Raw genomic sequence first — 19692 nt, forward strand, 5'->3', positions numbered from 1 at the left:
GCTCACTCCCCGCCGGGCGTCGGGGCGGGGGCGGCACCGGGGTCAGGTGTGGAGTTGGCGTCGGGTGTGGAGTTGGGGGCCGGGGCGGCGGGGGCCTGCGGGGTTGTCTGGGCCGGCGGGGTTGGCTGGGCCGGCTTCCAGCTGGCGGTCACGGTGAGGTGGGCCTGCCCGTTGGAGCCCACGATCCCGAACTTGAGATCCTGGCCGACCTGCACGCCGAAGGCCACGCTCAGCTCGGTGGGCGGATCGGGCACGGAGGAGACGGAGTGGTGCACCTCCTGGAGCAGCGGGCCCAGCGGCTTGAACACCCCGCGCAGCGCCCCGGCCGCGAAACTGGCGACGGCCCGGCCGCCCGCGGCCACCGGCACCGCCTGCCCCATGCCTTCCGGGAGGTCACGGTCGGCCGCGGGTGCGGGGGCCGCGCCGTCGACGGGGGTGAGCAGGAAACGGACCGGCGTACCGTCGTCGAGTTCGAGGTCAGGCGTAGTAGACACCCGCACATTGTCGCCAGTTGAACTCATCCGGGGTGTGAAGGCGAGCAACTCGGTTACCGGATCGGTGCATTGGACGGCCACGCATGTCCCCGTTCCCGTCGGTCACCCGTCCCCGTCGGGGCGGTCCCGGTCGCGCGGGCCGGACAGCCGCGGGATGGTCGGAACCTTGGAACGGCGGTTCTTGGGCGCGAAAGCAGGCCCGGGCGACGGGTCGGCGGCGGCGTCCGGGGCCGACGGCCGGAGCCGGGAGCCGCGGGGAGGCCGGGGACCGGGCGGAGCTGTCCGCGCCGTCCCCCGTGGGGCTGCCGGGTCCGGTTCCGGCGGGTCGGCGGGGAGCGGCGGCACACGGTGGGCGCCCGTCCGGTGAAGCGGATCGCCGTACTGGTCCCGATGCGGGTCGGCGTACGAGTCCCGATGCGGGTCGCGATACGGGTCGGCCTGTTCCGGGCCCCCTGCGCGCGGCCGGAGTTGGGGAAACTCCGGACGGTCGTACCGCTCCCTGCGGCGGAACGGGATGACCGCTGCCTGCCCGGGGACCCGGCCGCCGGTCTCCCCCGTCCGGACGCGGCCGACCATCTCGACCAGCTGGTGGTACTGGGCCGCCGCGTCACGCCAGCCCCGCCCGTACGCGGCGAACTCGCGCCGCTCCAGTTCCTCACGCAACATGACCACCAGGTCGTCCGCCGCGTGACCCTCCAGCAGCGCACCGACAGCGGCGAGGAGTTGCGTGAGATCGCCAGGAGGAGACTGCCCCGCGTCCTCCCCGGCTTCCGGTGCCGCCGACCGCCGCTGACGCGGCATACTCCCGGATGAGCCGTTCACCTGCCGGGAGCCCTTCTCGCCCTCGACCATGCGTGGCTCTTCCTGACGTCCCCTTTGCCGCCGCCCCCCATGACCGGCGCCCCGAGGCCCCGCCCCTCTTCCGGCGATCGTCACGCTCACCACCGGTACTTACTTCCAGTGATAACCGGCAACTCCCCAAGGAACGGACCGCACACAGTTTAGCCCGCCACGCCTGCACCCCCCTCGCCCGGAGGCGCAGGGGAACACGGCAGACGGCAGCCGCGGGCCGGGCGGGGTCTCAGCCTCTCCGGGCCCGCCGTGCGGGGATGTCCCGCTCCACCGGATCGCCGGGCAGGAACTGCCCCGCCACCCGCAGGAACATCTCGCGCTGCTCGGGCGGAACCCCGAGAGCGGCCGCGGCTTCCTCCAGGCTGATCCGCCTGTCGCCGGTGGCCCGGCGCTCCGGATCATCACCGACCGGGGGCAGCGGCAGTTCGTCCTCGGTGAGCCGCCCGGAGCGGATCAGCATCTCCCGCACCGGGATGTCCAGAGCGTGCGCGAGCCGGCGCATCGTCTCCAGGTCCGGCATGCTCTGTCGCTGCAACAGCCGTGTGATGGCGGCCCGGTGCACGCCCGCCTCGTCGGCGAGGCGTGATTTGCCGCCGCCCCGCGGACTGTCGATGTCGTATCCACGCTGCCGGATCACATCCTCGATCCAGGCCGTGAACTGGTCCAGTTCGTTGGCGGTCACGTGCCGTCGCCTCCCTCCGAAGCGATCCCCAGGTTACCGCGCTTGCGCGCACGGAATTATGAGCTTTTGCGTGCGCAATGTGGAGGTCCTGTCGAGATGAGGCCACCCGCACACGCGCAGCGATCTTGAGACCACCCTCCGCGCCCACTCGGAAGGGGTTCTTCCCGTTTTTTGTTGCGCGCTCGCACGCAATCTGCCACTCTGCGGCGACGCCGGTTCCCCTGCGCCCGTCCACCACCCTCTGCCCCACCCCACCTGTCCCGCCCCACCTGCCTCACCTGCCTCGCTCCAACAGCTCCGTCCCATCAGCCCCGTCCCGCCGCTCGCGCACGAGGAGCACTCATGGATCAGTCCCTGCTCGCCCTCCCCTCCGACACCTGGACCAGCTCGGCCGCCTGCCTGGGGCTGCCGCCGGAGGCCGTCTTCGCCCGGCGCCCGGCCGAGGCGGCGCGCGCCCTCACGGCCTGCGCCCGCTGCCCGGTCGCCCAGCAGTGCGAGGAGACGGTGGCGCCCGAGTCCAGCTGGTTCGACGGGGTGTGCGCGGGGCGCCTCTGGCGCAACGGCAGGTCCGTCGCCCTGGTCAGCCGCCCGCGGCGGCGCGCCGCCGCCTGAGACCGCGCCCCGGCGCACACCGGCCCGCACCACTCGCAGAACACAGAGACAGAACACGGAGCAGAAAGGCCCCGCGATGAGTGAGACGAAGGCTTCCGGAGCCACCGCCACGCACGGCGACCCCCTCCGCGCCCCAGTCGGGCGGCCCCAGGGCGGATCCCAGGACGGATCCGAGGACGGACCTCAAGACAGCCGGCCTCAAGACAGGCGGCCCCAAAACAGCCGGCCTCAAGACAGGCGGCAAGACGGGCAACCCCACGGCGACGGCGCGGGCGATGCCCGGGACGCCGCGCTCTGGGCCGCCCTGCTGATCCGCCAGTTCCCCGACCTGCTGGAGGAGTTGGCGCCATCGGCCGGCAGCCGCCCGGCCTCGGTACGGCACGTCTCCGGGCCCGCCGAACGCGCGGCGCGCGCCGCAGCAGCCGCCGCCGAACACGCCGAGGCCCTGCGGAACGAGCAGCAGCACGGACTCGCCGTACCCGGCCACACCGCCGCCCCCGTACGGCTGCACATCTCGGACGCCCTGCGGGACATCACCGACGGTGTGATCGAGCTGGAGGAGGCCCTGTTCGACCGGCTGCGCCTGGGCCGCCCGCGCCGCGCCCCCGTACCCGAACGGCTCGCCCGGGTCGCCGCGCTCACCGGCCGCACCGCCGCCGACCCCACCCTCGCCCGGCACACCCGCAACGAGCTGCGCCGGATGGCGCGGCGCTGCTCCCGGGCGCTGGGCGAGACCGAGGCGATGGTCCGGCTGTCCGGGCACTGCCCGTGGTGCGACTCCGTCTCGCTGCGCGCCTTTCCCGACCGGGACGCCGTGCTCTGCGTGAACCCGGGCTGCCGCTGCGCCGACGAGACGTGCGACTGCGCCACCGACCCGGCCTTCCGCCACCTGTGGGAGCGGGACGCCTGGGCGGCCGTCGAGGCGTCCCGTACCGGTACGGCGGACTCCGCAGCCCGGGCGGGAGGCGGTCCCCGATGAGCCCTCGACCGGGCCCGTACGCCCGTCCCGCCGACATCACGCTGGTGACCGGCGCCCTGGCAGCCCAGGAGGCCGGGGTGGTGCCGGCGACCATCAGGAAGTGGGTGCAGCTCGGCCATCTACGGCCGTCGGGCCGGCAGGGCAGGCGCCATCTCTACCGCCTTGAGCACGTGTTCGCCGCCGAACGTGCCGCCCGGCGCACTGGCGGGCACCGCACGACGGCTGCCGCCCCTGCCCCGCGGCCCGGCCCCACCACAGAGCGCACCCCCGCACAGCACCGCCCCGCACAGCACCGCTGACAGCGGAGCCACCCCGCAGCACCCGTCCGCACACAGCAACGCCCCCGGCCCCGCACAAGGGAACCGGGGGCGTTCGCCTGTCAGACGGACGCCTCGACGGGTCGGTGAGGTCGAGGTCGGGGCCGAGGTCGTACGAGGGCGGGTCTCGCCGCCATCGCCTCCTGCCAGCCGCTGGAGAAGCCGCGGAGTTCGGCGTCCCCGGCGATCCGGGCCCCCACCTCACCCACGACCGCGGCCAGCGTGCGGCCCACCTCTCCGGTGTAGCGGCCGGCCTGCGCCGATTCCACGGCGACCGCGACGGCGGCAGCCGTCACATCGGCCAGCCGTTCCTTCGGCCCTCCGGTCACCACGACTGCTCACCGTTGTATGTCGTCACGGCCCCACCGTCCTTACCCAGCAGCGATCCACGCCACGTCGGTCTCATTCGAATCCTTGTTCGAGATGGCGCCCAGAGTAGCGCAGCACCCCCACGAACGTCCGGCATATGACGGACCGACATCTCGCCGACACCCGCATCCACACCACACTCGCGGCCACGCGACACGAAGTTGGTTGCGCGCGCGCAATCTATCGATCACTATGGCTGCAGCGGCGGAGCTGTGCCCCTTCCCTCCAGGTGGCACGGCCCCGCCGTTCTCATGTCCGGCGTGCGTACGGGCCGTACGTACGGACGTCCACCGCCGGCCCGCACAAAGGAGTGACCACCATGCCCTCATCCGCGCCGGGCACGTTCCCGGACGTACAGGCCATCGTCCGCGACCTGCTCAAGACCCGGCCTGAACTGGCCGGCGCGTACGTCGACGACGCACCGCCGGCCGGCTTCGACGGGACGCAGCAGGCCGTGCTGATCTCGCGGATGGGCGGGGCCTGGATCGACGACCTGCACGTGGACCAGCCGCTGATCCAGCTGGAGGTCTACGGACCGCAGAAGTCCGTGGCGCACACACTGGCCAACGCGGCCCGCGCCGCCCTGCTGGCCGCGACCGGCACCGTCTTCGGCACCTCGTTCATCAGCGACGTGACCGAGGCGGACGGACCGCGCTGGCTGCCCGACTACGTCTACGCGGGCGCCAACCGTTACGTCTGCATCCTCCGCTTCACCGTCCGTACGGACTGACACCGCGCCGCACCGCACCACACCTGACCGCGCCGCACCTCACCGTCCGCACGGCGCCGCAGGCCACACCGGCCACACCGGCTGAACCCGCTGATCCGGTCGCACCGATCGACCGGATCGCGCACCGCCGACCGAGCAGGCCGAGCAGGCCGAGCAGGCCGCACCGCCGTACGGACCAACTCCGGCGTACGCCAGGCCCACCCGGGCCGCGTCACGCCCCCCCTGAACCGGGCCCCGCCGAACCGAACGGCGGGGCCTTCGCCGTACCCACCCCGGATACGGCGGCCCCACCCGGGGCAACTCCCTGGAAAGGAAGCCACCTTCATGGCTGGTAACAACTCGTCCGAGATCCGCATCGCCGGAACGGGCCGCATCCTCGTGGCCCCGGCCGGCACCCCCGCGCCGACCCAGTTCTCCTCCGACCCTGCGGTCGACTGGGACAAGACGGTGTGGCGGGACCTCGGATACACCTCCACCGACGGCGTGACCTTCTCCAAGAAGGACAAGCTCGACCCGGTGGAGACGTGGCAGGCGGTCAGCCCGGCCCGCTTCATCTACGCGGACCGCGATCTGACACTGAAGTTCGCCATGCTCCAGTTCAACGAGGACACCCTGCCGTTCTTCATGGGCGGTGACGCGGTGACCGCCGTGAACGCGACCACCAACCCGGGTGTCTACTCCTACAACGTGCCGGACGGCCCGCAGTTCGACGAGCGGGCCCTCGGTCTGGAGTTCCACGACGGTGCGGACGTCACGTACCGGTTCGTCATCCCGCGCGGCCAGGTCACCGCGTCGGACGACATCAAGCTGGCCCGCAAGGCCGCGGCCTCTCTCGGCGTCACCTTCACGGCGCTGTCCTCGGGCGAGACCCAGCCGCTGGCGACCTTCGTGATGAAGGACCCGTCGTACCTCACAGCCGGCGCCTGACCCCCTGCCCCCGCACCCCGGGGCGCCCCGGGGTGCCGGGCCACCGGCGACGTCCGGCCCCGGCACCCCTCTCCGTACGTGACCGGACCACCCGATCCGTACGGCCGGCCCCACCCGGCCACGACACCGCACCGCACGACACCGCACCGCACCGCTCAGCACCCTTCCGAAACGGAGACCTCATGGCCACCTTCGACGTGAACACCGCCCGTGCCCAGCGCATGGAGGCGCTCGGCCGCACCTGGTCGTTCGAACTCGACGGCGACACCTACGAGCTGCCGACCGAGCTCACCCGCGCCACCGCCGGGGCGCTGCGCGGCCTGGACGACAACGACGTCGACGGCCTGCTCGAACTCCTGCTGGGCAAGGAGCAGTTCGCCCGCTTCGCCGCACTCGACGTCACCATGCAGGACATCGCCGCCATCCTGGAGGCGTACGGCAAGGAGACCGGGCTCGGCCTGGGGGAAGACTGAGCCTCGTCGCGTTCGCAGAAGAACACGCCGAGGCCCTGGAAGCCGATCTGCTCCGTCACTACGGGGTGGACCTGCTCGACTGGCACCGCGGCCGGCTCTCGTCCCGCCGGCTGGCGATCCTGATCAAGCACCTCCCACGGGACAGCGCCACCATCCGCGACACGGACGGCGAGACGGCCGACTGGGGAGTCACCGACTATCTGCTGGCGGCAGTCGTGGACCATCTCGCCGCCGCCAACTGGATGTTCTCGGTCGTCAACGGCGACGGCGAGTCGGACCCGCCCGAGCAGCCGGTCCCGGTACCGCGCCCGGGTGACCGGGCGGAGCGGGACGGAACAGTGGCCGACGACACCACACCGGCCGCCGCAACTCAGCCCGCCCCGAGTCCGTCGGAACTGGCCCGCTTCTTCAGCTGACGTCACCGCCGGCCGCCCCCGCCAGGGACGGCCGGCAGGCGCCCCGCACCGGTCGGCAGATCAGTGCAGAACGAGCGCGACGATGGGACGCCGAGAATAAGCAGCACCAAGAGGGAAACCGCGAAGAGAAATAAACAAACGCCTGCCACGGAACATACTCCACCCATGATTGTTTTCATGGATGACATCGGTGACGCCTGTCGTGCACAAAAGGCTCAGCGGCCGGCACACCGGCCAGGAAAATTTTGACCGAGGGCTGAAAATGCCGCGCAGGCCAAGAGATTACGCCACGGAATCCACCCGCCCACTATCGCCATCCCCAGGCATGCCGGCAGCACCATCAATCCGGTTGGACGGGTCACATCACCAAGCCAATACAGAGCAGCGCGAGCGCGACAACCATCACCGATGCCAGAACCACCAGAAAAGTAAGCTTCTTTCTAGGGTTTCGAGACATAAAGATCACAAATTCGGCCCGCTTGGGATTCTGCGGATCGTAAATGACTCGCTCACCCCCCTGCGGGTACTGGGAGCAGCCGCGCTGCCAAATGGTGTGCCGCTCCCGCTCGTTGGTGATGTACAGGTATTCCACGTCGATCTTTCCGTCTCGTGGAACGGAGCGGCGCGCCACCGTCGCATCGACAACCACTCCTCTTTTACGCAGAGGGGCCTGCGAAAGAAAAGGAACTCCAGAACCCAGCAGCACCACAACGGAAATGAAGAATATTACGCCGGTAATGACAAACACGGGGCCTCCATTTTCGCCTCGCGGGTGAGGCGCGCACAAAACACCAACTCTAGCAACACACCGCCTCCAGTGACAGCACAGTAAGTACACATTTCAAAGGGGGCAAAGGCCTCATACTATGTGAAAGGAAGTCTCATCATGGGCGCAGACACCTCATCCGGTGGAGGAGCCGAAGGATCCTCTTCATCACGCGGAGGCGCCGAGGACCTGACAGAGACCCTTAAGTCCCTGTTGACGCAATTCACGAGCAAGGACTTCACGGACGCTCTCAAAGAAATGAAGCCCTCTGCCATCTCCATCAAGGGGACGACCGGATTGCTCATTGCCGCCGCAGGGCTACTGGGGCTGCAAATCTTCGACTTCAAGGCATTCGTCACGGGATTGCTGGAGAAGGCGAACCTCGAAGTCAAGAAAACTAAAATGGGATTTTCCAAGATCGTCAAAAAACGGGAACCGGACCCCCCGTTCGTGCCCCTGTCGCAGCTCAACAACAATCCAGCGGCTCGCGCCACATTGACCGAACAGATCAACGCCGACGCAGCTCGTTCGTCGATCTCCAAAATCGAAGCGGCGACCAGGAGGCTCGACACCGCGATCGGCAGCCTGCACACCAAAGTCGACGGGCTGCTCGCCGAGTTCGCCTGACCGCTCATCAGCGGCGTACGCCCTCACCCACCCTCCGGCCGCCAGCCGGTCGGCTGAACAGGCCGATGAACGATCGGACATGGAATGGCGTTCACAGCCACACTCAAGAAGGCCTCCGACAGTCTCCGCGGCTTCAAGACCAACCTCGACCAGGCCAGCCGGTCGGCGACCGGCCTGAAGCAGAGCGCGCAGAGCAGTAACGGCGGCATCAACAGCATCAAGTCCTCGTCCCAGCAGTCCGCCAAGGAACTGAAGTCCCTCCAACTGGCGGCCGACAAGGCGGAGAAGTCCGTCACCAAGGCCGGCAAGTCCGGGCAGACCGGCGGAACCGGTATAGGCAAGTTCCAGACCGGTGCGGCGAAGGCCGACAAGGGAATGCAAGGGCTCAACAAGTCGATGAAGGGAAACCTCATCGGCGTCCTCATGGCGCTGCTGGCCCCGCTGATCGCCAAGATCGTGGACATGGCGATGCAGTCCAAGACCATGCAGAAGATCCTCAACACCGCCTTCAGCGTCATCAAGAGTGTCATCACCAGCGTGATGAAGGCCGTCGGCCCGGTCATGAAAGCCGCCGGCGCTCTGATGGCAAAGGTGTGGGACGGGATCAAGACGGCGGTCTCGGTCGTCGTCAAGGCGGTCGCGACCGTCATCAAGACGTACTTCAATCTCTGGAAGTCCATCATCACCACGGCCATGAACGCCGTGAAGAAGGTCGTCACCACGGTCTGGAACGGCATCAAGTCCGTCATCTCGCCGGTGGTCAACTGGATCAAGGGCGTCGTACCGGCGGCCTTCACCGCCGTCAGGAGCAAGCTGTCCAGCGCCTGGAACGGTCTGAAGTCCATCGCGAGCAGTGCGTTCGGCGCCATCAAGGGAGCCGTCACCGGCCCGATCAACGCCGTCATCGGCCTGATCAACTCGGCGATCGGCAAGCTCAACGGCATCCGGGTCTCCGTACCGGGCTGGGTGCCGGTCGTCGGCGGGAAGTCCTTCGGCATCCACCTGCCGACCATCCCCCGCCTCGCCCAGGGCGGCATCGTCCAGCCGCAGAACGGCGGCGTGCACACCATCGTCGCCGAGGCCGGGGAGGCCGAAGCCGTCCTGCCGCTCTCCAAGCTGAGCCGGCTGCTCGGCCACACCACCCGCGCGGGCCAGTTCGGCACCGGCGCCGCCGCCACCGACGGCGGCTTCTACATCGAGCAGTACTACGAAGCGACCAGCAGCAACTTGCAAGACACCGCATCGGCCCTGCTGTTCCTCTCGAAGGCACGGGGATGACCAGAGCCCGGCGGGATCCCACGTCCGGCGGGGCCCGCCCCGCCGCCGCCCTGAACACCTTCCGGACGGTGGCCCTCCAGACGGGCACAGCCGTCCGGACCATGCGGCGCGGACTCGTCGGAGTTCAGGCCCCCGTCCGCACGATCACCACGCGGGCGGCCGCCACCGCCCCCGCGCTGCGCCGGCTGCGTACGGCAACGACGCAGGCCGGCACCGCGGTGCGCAGGACCGGGCGCTCCGCCACCACCGCCGCCGCCCGCATCCGCGCCGGCGCCGGCCGCATCCGGGGCCCGCTCGGAGTGCTCGGGGCCCTCGCCGCCGGGGCCGGGGCCTTCGGGTCCGTGACGGATCTGCTCGGCAACTACACCCCGAAGGTCACCAAGTTCATGACCCTCTTCGGGACCGCCATGACGCTCGGCTCGATCGCCATGACGGCCATCAACACGGCCATGAAGGCGAACCCGCTCGGTTTCGTCCTCGCGATCGTCACCCCACTGGTCGCCTTTCTCGTCGACTACGCGGTGAACTCGGCCACCGGCCAGAAGATCATCCAGCAGGTCTTCCAGGCCGCGCTGGACGGCTTCAAGGCCGCCTGGGCGTTCATGTCACCGGTCATCCAGGGCTGGGCGAAGACCGTGTCCGAGGTGTTCGCCGGCGTACAGAAGACCGTCGGATCCGTTCTCAAGGCCCTTGGCTCCGCGATCAGTTCGGGGTTCCAGGGCGCCGGAGCCGCGATCTCCACCGCCACTCACGCCGTCACCTCGATCGTCAAGGGCGCCTGGAACGGCTTCAAGGGAGCCATCCAGCCCACCATGAACTGGCTGACCAAGACGCTCCCTTCGGCCTTCACCCGGGTACGCGACGCCATGTCGAAGTCGCTGCACGGGATGGGCAACTTCCTCTCCACCGGCATCCAGACCGTCGCCGGGGTGATCACCGGCCCCGTGAAGGGGCTGATCGCCTTCGCCAACTGGATCATCGACGGGCTCAACCACCTGAGCTTCAGCTTCTTCGGCAAGAAGTTCGGTGTGCATCTGTCGAAGATCCCGCAGCTCGCCGAGGGCGGCGTCGTCCTCCCGGCCGCCGTGCCGGGCGCCTCCGCCGTGCAACCGCTCTCCTCGCTCGGCCGCTTCCTCCCCGCGCCGTCCGGCGCCTCGGCCACCACCGGGCCCGCCTTCTTCGCAGGCCGCCCCGGGGTCCGCGTCTACGCGGAGCGCGCGGGCAGCAGCCCGCTGACCATCGCGGACGACCTGCTCTTCCTGCACCGCACCGCGGCCTGACATCTGGCATCCGGGCCGCCGCCCGTACGCCACAGGGCCGGTACCACCGCGCGCCGTCACGGCCATGCGCCGTACCCCTGCACCCCCGTACCCCACCATCACCGCGCCCCGCACCACCACACCCCGTGCGCACCCGTCCCTCCCCGCCGCGCCCCCGCCCGTACCCCCAGCCCGAAGTGAGGTGACGGCCCGACATGGCCGATACCGTCTCCACCCTCCCGCCCACCACCACCCTCTCCGACGACACCGATCCCGGCTCCCTGATCACCCTCGACGGGCAGATCCAGTGGGGCGGCCTCCTCATGGGCACCGGCACGCCCTATCCGGTGGACCGCACCGGCATCACCGGCTGGGACGACCTGCCCGAGCTGGACCTCGGTGACGTGCTCCGGCCCGACCAGCACGGCGCCTGGCCCGGCGACCGCTGGGCGCAGCCCCGGCTGATCGGCGCGACCGTCTGGCTGGCACCTCCGGCCGGCACCGACCCGCTCGCCACCGCGACGGCGTTCCGCTCCGCGACCGGCCCCGACGGCCGGGAACGCTGGCTCGCCGTACGGCTGCTGGGCGAAACCCTGGCAGTCCGTGCCCGGGTCAGCCGCCGTGTCGTCCCGCAGGACCGCTCGTACGCCCTGCAGGGGTTCGCCAAGGTCAGCCTCCAGTGGACGGCCACCGACCCGCGCCGCTACGGCACTGTGCTGCACGACTCCGTCACCGGACTGCCCGTCGGCGAGTCCGGCCTGGTATGGGACGACACCGCCGGCTCCGGTCTGCGGTGGCCCCTGGACTGGGGCGCGGCCGGCGCCGCCGGATCGCTTACCACGGTCAACGCGGGCGGCGCCTCCGTACGGCCCGTCGTGGAGTTCCGCGGCCCCGTCCAACGACCGTCGCTGACCCGGCTCTCCGACGGCCGTCAGCTCCAGTACGACCTGGCGCTCGGCGCCGGGGACGTCCTCACGGTGGACACCGAGTCGGGCACGGTGCTGCTCAACGACACCGCGTCCCGCATCTACACCGCCACCCCGGACTCCTCACCGGAGCAGCTGTTCCAGCTGGAGCCGGGCACGAACGACCTGGCATTCCGCTCGGACGACACGACCCCGTCCCCGGCCGCGTCGGTCACCGTCCGCTGGCGCGACGGGCACTGGTGACCGTCACCCCGCCCTCCCCTTTCCTCTCCCTGCCCTCTTCCGTCGCATCCCGCAACACCCGTCCAGGAGGACCTCATGCCCGTGCGCAGCGCATGGCTCGTCAACCGCACCGACGCGGAGTCCGGCCAGTCCCGTTCCGACACCCGGCTCGCCCCGACCGGCACCATGACCCCGACGAGCGGGCTCACCAGCCGCAGCGGCGTCATCCCGGGCTCGCCCGACGGCAAGTCCCTGATGTCCGCGTTCTACGTCTTCAGCTCCACCGCCGGCATGACCGCGACCGTCGCCCCGGGCCGGGCCGTCGTCCAGGGCACCGCGGCGGCCGGTGCCTACCCGGTCGTCCTCACCGACTACACCACCGTGGTGTTCGCCGACGGTGACGCCAACAACCCGCGCGTCGACCTGGTGGTCCTGCGGATCTACGACGCCCAGTACGACAACAGCGGCCGCACCGAGGCCGTCCTGGAGATCGTCCAGGGCGCCCCGGCCGGCACCCCGCAGGCCCCGGCGGCACCCGACGCCGCGCTGCCGCTGGCCACCGTGCAGATCCCGGCCGGCGCCTCGGTCGGCACCGGCGGCATCACCTGGGCCAGTGCCGTGGCCAACCTCCGTACCAGCACCGTCGCCGCCGGCGGCATCCTGCCGCTGTACGGCAACACCACCGAGGCGGGCAGCTACCCGGGCCAGTACCGCGACATCAGCAGCCAGCTCCAGCGCTGGGACGGCTCGCAGTGGGTGGGCTACCCGAGCCAGACCGGCGGGATCGCCCCGACCGGGCAGCTCGCCACCGGCGGTTACGTCGGCCAGTACCGGGACAACAACGGCCGGCTGGAGCGCTGGGACGGCACCACGTGGATGCTCGCCATGCCCAGCCCGGCGTTCGCGTTCAACAGCGACGGCGGTTACTGCAAGACCACCACCTGGTCCGAGACGGTGGCCGACACCACCGGCCCGACGGTGACCGCCACCTTCACCGCGCCCGTGTCAGGGAAGGTCCTGGTCACAGTGGGCTTCCAGGGCACACCGTCCATCGACGGCGGGTGGGGCCGGATGTCCGCGAACATCCGCAAGAACGGCGTCCTGGTCACCGGTCTGGGCGCCGACGAAACCCGTTCCGCCATCGACACCGGCCGGGGCAGCCAGTCGGTGAGCACCGTCTTCCCGGTCACCGGCCTGGTCGCGGGCGCCCAGTACACCGCTGTCTCGGCGTACTCCTCCAGCGCCACGACCAACAACCACTGGTTCGACAACCGGTTCGTCCGCGTCGACCCGATGCTCTGAGGAGGGCGGCGTGACAAGTTCGCCCCGTACGGCGTACACCCCCCTCACCCCCGTCTACCGGGCGGTCTTCTGCGATCTGCGCACCGACCGGGTGGTGGACGTACTGCCGCTGACGGAGACCAAGTTCGACGACTACATCGGCAAGTCGGGATCGCTGTCGGCGACGGTCCCGCTGCCGGACGCCGCGCTGGCGAGCCGGGCCCGCGCCGCGCTGGTGCCCGGCCGCACCGCGGTGTGGCTGGAGCGCGACGGTGACATCTGGTGGGGCGGGGTGCTGTGGACCTGCACCCCGTCCAGCGACGAACGCGGGCGCATCCAGGCGGAGTTCCAGGCAGGCACCTTCGACTCGTACCTCGACCACCGCATCCTCGCGCAGGACGTCTCCTACACGGCGCTGGACCAGTTCGAGATCGCCCGGCTGCTGGTGGCGCACGCCCAGGAGCAGCCGGGCGGTGACATCGGGATCCAGCTCGGGCACGAGATGTCCGGAGTGGCACGGGACTGCGCCCTCGCCTACTCCTCGCTCACCCGGATCCGGGAGCTGCTGGACCAACAAGCCCAGCTCGCCGACGGTTTCGAGTGGCGGGTGCACTGCTACCGGGACGCCGAGGGGCGTCGCGCCAAGCGGCTCCAACTCGGGCACCCGACCATCACCACCAGCTCCTTCGACATCGTCCTGGACCACCCGGGCCAGGTCATCACCTACAGCCTGCCGGCCGACTCGACCGTGCAGGCCGATGTGTGGGTGGCGCGCGGGGACTCGCCCAACACGGACCAGTCGGAGGAGTCCCGGCCGCTCACCGTCTCCGTGGAGTCACCCGGAGACCTGGCGGACGGCTGGCCGCGTCTGGAGTCCACGTCCGACCACAGCGGGGTCACCGACGAGGCCACGCTGCGCTCCCTGGCCGGGGCGGAACTGGCCCGTCAGCGGATGCCGGAGGTGATCCCGCAGATCACCGTGCGTCTCGACGGCCGGATCAGCCCGGCGCTGCTGGGCGCGGGCATCCGGCTGCGGCTCCGCGACCTATGGCACCAGGAGCCGCAGGACGAGCGGTACCGGATCGTCGGCATCGCGGTGGAGCCGCCGCAGCGCAGCAAGGCCGAGACGGCGACCCTCTATCTGGAAGGGGTATGAGACATGGCCACCATCCCCACCGATCTCCTGGACCGCATCCGGGACATCGAGCGCCGTATCCGCGGGCTGATGGCGAGCGCCAACAGCAGTCCGGCGATGAACCAGGTCGGCAACGGCGACATCGTGGTCGGCGACCAGGGCCGGGTCCGTGTCCGGACCTCGCTGGGTGAGGACCTGCTGCTGGCCGGCCGGGTGCAGCCGGACCGGGACAGCGAGACCCAGCAGTACCAGCAGGGGCTCGAACTGCGGCGCGACGACGGCTCGCTGGCCCTGTCCCTGCTCACGGCCGACCCGGCGAACTCCCCGGTGCAGGCCCTGCGGATCCTCGACCACAAGGGCGACACGGTCCTGGCCACCGACTCGGCCGGGGGCGGCCTGGCCCGCCCCTACCTGCCGTTCCCCACCCCGGTGCCGGTGGGCACGGCGGGCTGGGAGACCACCGGCGCCACCGACTGGACCACGCTCTACGCGGGCCCCGGCTTCGCCCAGCACCCCAAGGTGTACTGCGCGATCGCCGTCTCCGGGACCGTGGGATCGGCTGTCCGGCTGCTGGTCAACGGTGCGGTGGCCGGGGCGGAACAGACCCTCGCCGGGACCGCCGGGCAGACGGTGGCGCTGACCGTGACCCTGGTGGAGGACCTCCCCGCCTCCTTCGGCGACGAGCTGACCTTCGAGATCCAGGCGAAGGCGCCGGCCGCGGGCACTGTCGCCTGCCTGCCGCGCGGGCTGTACGGAGTGCAGTCCTAGGCCGAGTTGCTCCGCTGTCCCTGCATCCCGCGTAGCTCCATCCCGCTGTGCGCCATCCCGCCGTCCCACATCTCCGGGCCGGCCGCCCCCGCTCCGGCGGAGACGGCCGGCCCGGCTCTTTCCCGTACGCCCCAACTCCTCGAACCGCCTACACCCCCACCCTCCCCGTACACCCCGACCCACCGGAGTCTCCGTGCTGCCCGAATCCATTCCGACCGTCCGGCTCACCGCCCAGTACCTCTCCCTCGACGGCCACCCGCTGAGCGGCAGCGTCGAGTTCCAGCCGCCAGCGCTGCTCACCCACTCCGAGGCCGACCTGTTCGTCGGCGGTCCGGCCACCGCCAACCTCGACGCCGAGGGCCGTATCGATGTGGTGCTCCCGGCCACCGACGCCGAGGGCTGGAACCCGTTCGGCTGGACGTACACCGTCACTGAGCGGCTCAACGGGGTCGGCAGGACCCGTACGTACCACATCGCCCTGTCGGTCACCGTTCCGGAAGTCGACCTCGCCGACATCGCCCCCGCCGACCCGGCCGGGGCCCAGTACGTCACCGTGCCTGGCCCCACCGGGCCGCAGGGCGAGCCGGGTCCCGTGGGACCGGCCGGCCCGGTCCGTTCGGTCAACGGCCACACCGAGGCGGACATCATCCTGACCGCCGCCGAGGTCGGCGCCCTGGCCACGTCGGCAGCCGGACAGGCCGGCGGCGTCGCCCAACTCGACGCCGACGGCAAGGTCCCGCCGGCCCAGCTGCCGGACGGCACCGGCGAGGGCGTCGCATCCGTCAACGGGCAGACCGGTTCCGTCACCCTGACCGCCGCCGACCTGGGCGCGCTGACCCAGGCCACCGGCGACACCCGCTACCTGGCGATCGGCGCCGCACCCGTCCTCTCCGTCAACGGGCAGACCGGCACCATCAGGCTGACGGCCGCCGATCTGTCCGCCGTCTCCGCCGACCAGGCCGTCCTGCTCACCGGCAGCCAGACCATCGACGGCGCCAAGACGTTCTCCACGGTCCCCACGGTCACCGCCGACCCGGCCGGCGCCGACCAGCTGGTGCGCCGCTCCTACGTGGACCGCGTGGCCTCGTCCGGGATCTGGACGCCCGCCGCACTGGGCTTCAAGTCCTGGGCGTACGACCCGGCGGTGTCCTCCGTGACCAGCCCCCAGTACTGCATCAACGGCACTGTCTACCTGGTCGGCGTACCGCTGACGACCGGCGCGACCATCACCAACGTCGCCTTCTACGTGCCCGGTTACGTGGGCGGCACCCTCGCGGCCACCTCGTACGCCGGTCTGTACAACAGCTCCGGCGCCCGGGTCGGCGTCACCGGCACCCTCGACAAACTGATCCCCGCGACCGGGGGCACCACCGTTGTCCTGAAACTGACCACGGCCTACGTCGCCGCCGCGGGTAACTACTGGGTGGCGCTGCTGGTCAACGGGCCCGACCCGAAGACCAACGGCCCCGCCTTCATGGTGGGCGCCAGCGTCGGCAACTACCCGGGCGGCAGCGCGCGGATGCCCGGGGCGTTCGTCCGGCACGCGCGGCTCGCCGCCACCGGACAGACCTCACTGCCCGCCTCGTTCACCCCGTCCACCGTCGTCGCGGACGCCAACGCCATCTGGGCCGCCGTCTCCTGACGCAGTCTCCTGACCCGGCCCCCTGCTTCCCCCGCCCCGATTCCCACCCCGAGGAGCCACCGTCATGGCCACCCCGCTCACCGCCGACAGCCTGGTCGGCGCCCTGACCGCCGAAGGCGTCCGGATCGTCGAATACGGCGACTGGCGCAACCACAACCGCAACACGAAGGGCCCCTGGGGCCCCGTCAACGGCGTCGTCATCCACCACACCGTCACCTCCGGCACCGACGGCTCCGTAGCCCTCTGCTACAACGGCGACTCCGAACTGCCCGGCCCGCTCTGCCACGGCGTCATCGACAAGGACGGCACCGTCCACCTGGTCGGCAACGGCCGCGCCAACCACGCCGGTTCGGGCGATGACGACGTACTGACCGCCGTGATCAACGAGACCGCGCTGCCGGCGCCGGACGAGGACAACACCGACGGCAACGCCCGGTTCTACGGCTTCGAGTGCATCAACCTCGGGGACGGCTCCGACCCGTGGCCGGAAGCGCAGCTGGAGGCCATCGCCCGGGTGTCCGCCGCGATCTGCCGTGCGCACGGCTGGCACGCCGCATCGGTCATCGGCCATCTGGAGTGGACCAACAAGAAGATCGACCCGAAGGGCTTCAGCATGGCGTCGATGCGCAACCGAGTGGCCGCCGTGCTGGCCGGCACACCGGGCGCGGGCGCCACGCGCTACCAGCCGTTCCCGGGCGACGCCTGGTTCGCCGCTGCGCCCCACTCCACGATCGTGGCCGCGATGGGCGGCCGGCTGGTCGCCGAGGGCTGCTCCGCCTACACGACCGGCCCGGGACCGCAGTGGGGCGAGGCCGACCGCGCCTCCTACGCCAAGTGGCAGCAGAAGCTCGGCTACACCGGCACCGACGCCGACGGCCTGCCGGGCGCCACCTCGTGGAACGCCCTGCGGGTCCCGTACACGGCCTGACGGTCGAAGTCCGTTACACCGACGGGCCCTTGGGGTCCGGTGGTACACCGCCGGGCCTCTGGGGTCCGGTACACCGCCGGGCCCTTGGCGTCCCGGGGTCCCGTACGCCATCTGCTCCCTGCCGGGCGGGGCGCTTCCCCGTACCACCGGGCCCCGCCCGGCCGCACCAACGCGCGAAAGGCGCTCGCATGACCCAGACCACCATCCGCGCCCTGCGCACGGTCGTCCAGACCGCCGTGGGGATCGCCATCGCACTCCCCGCCCTCGTCGACAGCGGGACCCTGCCCCGCTCGCTGCCCTGGGTGGGAGCGGCCCTCACCGTCGCGGGCCTGCTGTCCCGCACGATGGCCGTTCCCGCCGTACAGTCCCTGCTCCCGGCATGGCTGACCACGTCCGACACGCCGGGCCCGGACGCGCCGGGGCCGAACGCGCCGCAACCGGACACGCCCGAACCGGTCGCGTTGGACGCCGCCAACACCCTCACCGCACCGGCGCCCGCTCCGGCCGCTCATGTCGTCGACTGACGCAAACGACCCGGTCGCCATCGCCCGCGAGCTGGAGCGGCTCAGGGGAACCATGGAGGCGGGTTTCGCCCGCGCCGACGGTTCCCTGGCACTGCTGGTGCAGCGCAGCGACCAGACCGACCGGCAACTCGCCGACCACGAAAGCCGTCTCGACGCCCTGGAACGCGCCCGCTGGCCACTGGCCAGCGTCGGCGCCTTCACCGGTGTCGCGGTCGCCACCCTCACTCTGTGGGAAGTCCTGGCGCACTGACCGGCCGCCGCGGGCCGCCGCCGTCCTCCCGGACGGCGGCGGTCCCCCGCGCGCCCCCTCTTCCCGCGAACTTCCCCGCCCCTCCGGAGGATTCCTGATGGCCACCCCGCTCTCCGCCGACGCTCTCGTCGCGGCTCTGAAGAAGGAAGGCGTCACCGTCGTCGAACACGCCGGCTGGCGCACCCACAACCGCAACGCGAAGGGCCCCTGGGGCCCGGTGAACGGCGTGATGATCCACCACACCGTCACCTCGGGCACCACCGCCACCGTGGCCCTCTGCTACAACGGCCGTTCCGACCTGCCGGGACCGCTCTGCCACGGCGTCATCGCCAAGGACGGCACCGTCCACCTGGTCGGCAACGGCCGCGCCAACCACGCGGGCGCGGGTGACCCGGACGTGCTGGCGGCCACCATCGCCGAGAAGCACACTCTGCCGGCCCCGAACCAGCAGAGCACCGACGGCAACACACACTTCTACGGCTTCGAGTGCGAGAACCTCGGCAACGGCAAGGACCCCTGGCCGGAGGCCCAGCTCACTGCCATCACGAAGGCGTCCGCCGCGATCTGCCGGGCCCACGGCTGGAGCGCCGCCTCGGTGATCGGACACAAGGAGTGGACCAACACCAAGATCGACCCGGTCGGCTTCACAATGGCCTCCCTGCGCACCCGGATCGGCACCCGCCTGGCGTCCGGCGCTTCCCCGGGATCCCCCTCATCGGGCTCCTCCGGCCAAGGCACCGCCCACCAGCCGTTCCCGGGCGCCGACTGGTTCAAGAAGGGCCCGAAGTCAGCCATCGTCACCGCGATGGGCAGACGTCTGACCGCCGAGGGCTGCTCCGCCTACCGCTCGGGCCCGGGCCCCCAGTGGACCGACGCGGACCGGGCCTCGTACGCCAAGTGGCAGCGCAAGCTCGGCTACACCGGCACCGACGCGGACGGCTGGCCGGGCGCCGCCTCCTGGAAGGCCCTGCGGGTCCCGGCATCCTCGTGAGCGGACAGCCGGTGAGCCGGTGATGAGACTGCCGTGAGAGCCCGGGGGGGGTGGGGGAGCTTCCGCAGGGCCGCCCCCTTGCCGACGTACTGCTCGGCGAGTTGGCCGGGACATAGAGAAACCCCAGGTCACGGCGAGTGAGTCCTGGGGTTAATCCGGGCCGCCTTCGGGATTCGAACCCGAGACCTACGCATTACGAGTGCGTTGCTCTGGCCAACTGAGCTAAGGCGGCACGCCGTCCTGA

Annotated in this window: 23 protein-coding genes, 1 tRNA gene and 1 pseudogene; 19 read left to right on the forward strand and 6 right to left on the reverse strand. The window is 71.0% G+C overall.

Annotation, left to right across the window (positions count from 1 at the left end; all coding sequences use genetic code 11):
* Nucleotides 1-2: 2 nt before the first annotated feature.
* The 3 genes from OG210_RS12300 to OG210_RS12310 all read right to left on the reverse strand — a co-directional run bounded on the left by OG210_RS12300 (nucleotide 3) and on the right by OG210_RS12310 (nucleotide 2028).
* Nucleotides 3-494 (reverse strand): CU044_2847 family protein, encoded by a 492-nt coding sequence (locus OG210_RS12300; protein ID WP_328329639.1) that lies wholly within the window; start codon nucleotides 492-494, stop codon nucleotides 3-5.
* 102 nt (nucleotides 495-596) lie between these two features.
* Nucleotides 597-1346 (reverse strand): hypothetical protein, encoded by a 750-nt coding sequence (locus OG210_RS12305; protein ID WP_371536321.1) that lies wholly within the window; start codon nucleotides 1344-1346, stop codon nucleotides 597-599.
* Nucleotides 1347-1575: 229 nt separating this feature from the next.
* A complete protein-coding gene (locus OG210_RS12310) occupies nucleotides 1576-2028 on the reverse strand; it encodes a helix-turn-helix transcriptional regulator (protein WP_328329635.1) in 453 nt (150 codons plus the stop codon).
* A gap of 342 nt (nucleotides 2029-2370) precedes the next feature.
* Here OG210_RS12310 and OG210_RS12315 point away from each other — a divergent pair, with 342 nt between their 5' ends.
* The 3 genes and pseudogenes from OG210_RS12315 to OG210_RS12325 all read left to right on the forward strand — a co-directional run.
* Nucleotides 2371-2640 carry a WhiB family transcriptional regulator gene (locus OG210_RS12315; protein ID WP_328329633.1) on the forward strand — a complete coding sequence of 90 codons (270 nt, stop codon included), beginning with the start codon at nucleotides 2371-2373 and terminating at the stop codon, nucleotides 2638-2640.
* A 340-nt stretch (nucleotides 2641-2980) separates the two neighbouring features.
* Nucleotides 2981-3619: a hypothetical protein gene (locus OG210_RS12320; protein ID WP_328329631.1), complete on the forward strand. Its 639-nt coding sequence runs from the start codon at nucleotides 2981-2983 to the stop codon at nucleotides 3617-3619.
* Nucleotides 3616-3819: pseudogene (locus OG210_RS12325) on the forward strand (hypothetical protein); the annotation flags it as partial. The gene OG210_RS12320 and the pseudogene OG210_RS12325, both read left to right, overlap by 4 nt.
* 179 nt (nucleotides 3820-3998) lie before the next feature.
* Here the strand turns inward: OG210_RS12325 and OG210_RS12330 are convergent.
* Nucleotides 3999-4265, reverse strand: a complete 267-nt coding sequence (locus tag OG210_RS12330) for a hypothetical protein (protein ID WP_371536325.1) — start codon at nucleotides 4263-4265, stop codon at nucleotides 3999-4001.
* A gap of 359 nt (nucleotides 4266-4624) precedes the next feature.
* Here OG210_RS12330 and OG210_RS12335 point away from each other — a divergent pair, with 359 nt between their 5' ends.
* From OG210_RS12335 to OG210_RS12350, 4 genes are all read left to right on the forward strand, one after another.
* Nucleotides 4625-5035 (forward strand): hypothetical protein, encoded by a 411-nt coding sequence (locus OG210_RS12335; protein ID WP_328329627.1) that lies wholly within the window; start codon nucleotides 4625-4627, stop codon nucleotides 5033-5035.
* 324 nt (nucleotides 5036-5359) lie between these two features.
* Nucleotides 5360-5962 (forward strand): phage tail protein, encoded by a 603-nt coding sequence (locus OG210_RS12340; protein WP_328329625.1) that lies wholly within the window; start codon nucleotides 5360-5362, stop codon nucleotides 5960-5962.
* 182 nt (nucleotides 5963-6144) lie between these two features.
* Nucleotides 6145-6435, forward strand: a complete 291-nt coding sequence (locus tag OG210_RS12345) for a hypothetical protein (protein ID WP_328329623.1) — start codon at nucleotides 6145-6147, stop codon at nucleotides 6433-6435.
* A 65-nt stretch (nucleotides 6436-6500) separates the two neighbouring features.
* Nucleotides 6501-6851 carry a hypothetical protein gene (locus OG210_RS12350; RefSeq protein WP_328329621.1) on the forward strand — a complete coding sequence of 117 codons (351 nt, stop codon included), beginning with the start codon at nucleotides 6501-6503 and terminating at the stop codon, nucleotides 6849-6851.
* Nucleotides 6852-7209: 358 nt separating this feature from the next.
* Here the strand turns inward: OG210_RS12350 and OG210_RS12355 are convergent, their stop codons facing one another.
* Entirely contained in the window at nucleotides 7210-7599 is a 390-nt protein-coding gene (locus OG210_RS12355; RefSeq protein ID WP_328329619.1) for a DUF3592 domain-containing protein, read from the reverse strand.
* 138 nt (nucleotides 7600-7737) lie between these two features.
* Between OG210_RS12355 and OG210_RS12360 the strand changes: the two genes are divergently transcribed.
* From OG210_RS12360 to OG210_RS12415, 12 genes are all read left to right on the forward strand, one after another.
* A complete protein-coding gene (locus OG210_RS12360) occupies nucleotides 7738-8244 on the forward strand; it encodes a hypothetical protein (RefSeq protein ID WP_328329617.1) in 507 nt (168 codons plus the stop codon).
* A gap of 84 nt (nucleotides 8245-8328) precedes the next feature.
* Nucleotides 8329-9522, forward strand: coding sequence for a phage tail protein (locus OG210_RS12365; protein ID WP_371536330.1), 1194 nt, complete (start codon nucleotides 8329-8331; stop codon nucleotides 9520-9522).
* Complete coding sequence (locus OG210_RS12370) at nucleotides 9519-10802, forward strand: hypothetical protein (protein ID WP_328329613.1); 1284 nt, start codon at nucleotides 9519-9521, stop codon at nucleotides 10800-10802. Before OG210_RS12365 ends, OG210_RS12370 begins: the two co-directional genes overlap by 4 nt.
* Nucleotides 10803-10996: 194 nt before the next feature.
* A complete protein-coding gene (locus OG210_RS12375; RefSeq protein ID WP_371536333.1) occupies nucleotides 10997-11950 on the forward strand; it encodes a phage tail protein in 954 nt (317 codons plus the stop codon).
* A gap of 75 nt (nucleotides 11951-12025) precedes the next feature.
* The gene (locus OG210_RS12380; protein ID WP_328329609.1) at nucleotides 12026-13231 is read left to right on the forward strand and encodes a hypothetical protein; all 1206 of its coding nucleotides are present in this window, start codon (nucleotides 12026-12028) and stop codon (nucleotides 13229-13231) included.
* A 10-nt stretch (nucleotides 13232-13241) separates the two neighbouring features.
* Nucleotides 13242-14366 carry a hypothetical protein gene (locus OG210_RS12385; RefSeq protein WP_328329607.1) on the forward strand — a complete coding sequence of 375 codons (1125 nt, stop codon included), beginning with the start codon at nucleotides 13242-13244 and terminating at the stop codon, nucleotides 14364-14366.
* Between the two features lie 3 nt (nucleotides 14367-14369).
* A complete protein-coding gene (locus tag OG210_RS12390; protein WP_328329605.1) occupies nucleotides 14370-15113 on the forward strand; it encodes a hypothetical protein in 744 nt (247 codons plus the stop codon).
* 193 nt (nucleotides 15114-15306) lie between these two features.
* A complete protein-coding gene (locus tag OG210_RS12395) occupies nucleotides 15307-16755 on the forward strand; it encodes a phage tail protein (RefSeq protein ID WP_371536337.1) in 1449 nt (482 codons plus the stop codon).
* Between the two features lie 64 nt (nucleotides 16756-16819).
* Nucleotides 16820-17683, forward strand: coding sequence for a peptidoglycan-binding protein (locus OG210_RS12400; protein ID WP_371536340.1), 864 nt, complete (start codon nucleotides 16820-16822; stop codon nucleotides 17681-17683).
* Between the two features lie 188 nt (nucleotides 17684-17871).
* Nucleotides 17872-18207 (forward strand): hypothetical protein, encoded by a 336-nt coding sequence (locus tag OG210_RS12405; RefSeq protein ID WP_371536342.1) that lies wholly within the window; start codon nucleotides 17872-17874, stop codon nucleotides 18205-18207.
* Entirely contained in the window at nucleotides 18194-18457 is a 264-nt protein-coding gene (locus tag OG210_RS12410) for a hypothetical protein (protein ID WP_328329599.1), read from the forward strand. Before OG210_RS12405 ends, OG210_RS12410 begins: the two co-directional genes overlap by 14 nt.
* Before the next feature lie 97 nt (nucleotides 18458-18554).
* Nucleotides 18555-19448: a peptidoglycan-binding protein gene (locus OG210_RS12415; RefSeq protein WP_328329597.1), complete on the forward strand. Its 894-nt coding sequence runs from the start codon at nucleotides 18555-18557 to the stop codon at nucleotides 19446-19448.
* Between the two features lie 158 nt (nucleotides 19449-19606).
* On the opposite strand, the gene OG210_RS12420 is transcribed toward OG210_RS12415, so the two are convergent.
* Nucleotides 19607-19680 (reverse strand) — tRNA-Thr (locus OG210_RS12420).
* Nucleotides 19681-19692 lie beyond the last annotated feature (12 nt).

The organism is Streptomyces sp. NBC_00466 (genome assembly GCF_041433995.1).
Lineage (GTDB): Bacteria > Actinomycetota > Actinomycetes > Streptomycetales > Streptomycetaceae > Streptomyces.

Excerpts from the sequence above, each read along its gene's own strand:
- OG210_RS12375 (WP_371536333.1), top strand. The coding sequence starts at position 10,997 with ATGGCCGATACCGTCTCCACCCTCCCGCCCACCACCACCCTCTCCGAC.
- OG210_RS12345 (WP_328329623.1), top strand. The coding sequence starts at position 6,145 with ATGGCCACCTTCGACGTGAACACCGCCCGTGCCCAGCGCATGGAGGCG.
- OG210_RS12335 (WP_328329627.1), top strand. The coding sequence starts at position 4,625 with ATGCCCTCATCCGCGCCGGGCACGTTCCCGGACGTACAGGCCATCGTC.
- OG210_RS12370 (WP_328329613.1), top strand. The coding sequence starts at position 9,519 with ATGACCAGAGCCCGGCGGGATCCCACGTCCGGCGGGGCCCGCCCCGCC.
- OG210_RS12390 (WP_328329605.1), top strand. The coding sequence starts at position 14,370 with ATGGCCACCATCCCCACCGATCTCCTGGACCGCATCCGGGACATCGAG.
- OG210_RS12315 (WP_328329633.1), top strand. The coding sequence starts at position 2,371 with ATGGATCAGTCCCTGCTCGCCCTCCCCTCCGACACCTGGACCAGCTCG.
- OG210_RS12380 (WP_328329609.1), top strand. The coding sequence starts at position 12,026 with ATGCCCGTGCGCAGCGCATGGCTCGTCAACCGCACCGACGCGGAGTCC.
- OG210_RS12410 (WP_328329599.1), top strand. The coding sequence starts at position 18,194 with ATGTCGTCGACTGACGCAAACGACCCGGTCGCCATCGCCCGCGAGCTG.
- OG210_RS12415 (WP_328329597.1), top strand. The coding sequence starts at position 18,555 with ATGGCCACCCCGCTCTCCGCCGACGCTCTCGTCGCGGCTCTGAAGAAG.
- OG210_RS12405 (WP_371536342.1), top strand. The coding sequence starts at position 17,872 with ATGACCCAGACCACCATCCGCGCCCTGCGCACGGTCGTCCAGACCGCC.
- OG210_RS12305 (WP_371536321.1), bottom strand. The coding sequence starts at position 1,346 with ATGGTCGAGGGCGAGAAGGGCTCCCGGCAGGTGAACGGCTCATCCGGG.
- OG210_RS12365 (WP_371536330.1), top strand. The coding sequence starts at position 8,329 with ATGGCGTTCACAGCCACACTCAAGAAGGCCTCCGACAGTCTCCGCGGC.
- OG210_RS12360 (WP_328329617.1), top strand. The coding sequence starts at position 7,738 with ATGGGCGCAGACACCTCATCCGGTGGAGGAGCCGAAGGATCCTCTTCA.
- OG210_RS12400 (WP_371536340.1), top strand. The coding sequence starts at position 16,820 with ATGGCCACCCCGCTCACCGCCGACAGCCTGGTCGGCGCCCTGACCGCC.
- OG210_RS12340 (WP_328329625.1), top strand. The coding sequence starts at position 5,360 with ATGGCTGGTAACAACTCGTCCGAGATCCGCATCGCCGGAACGGGCCGC.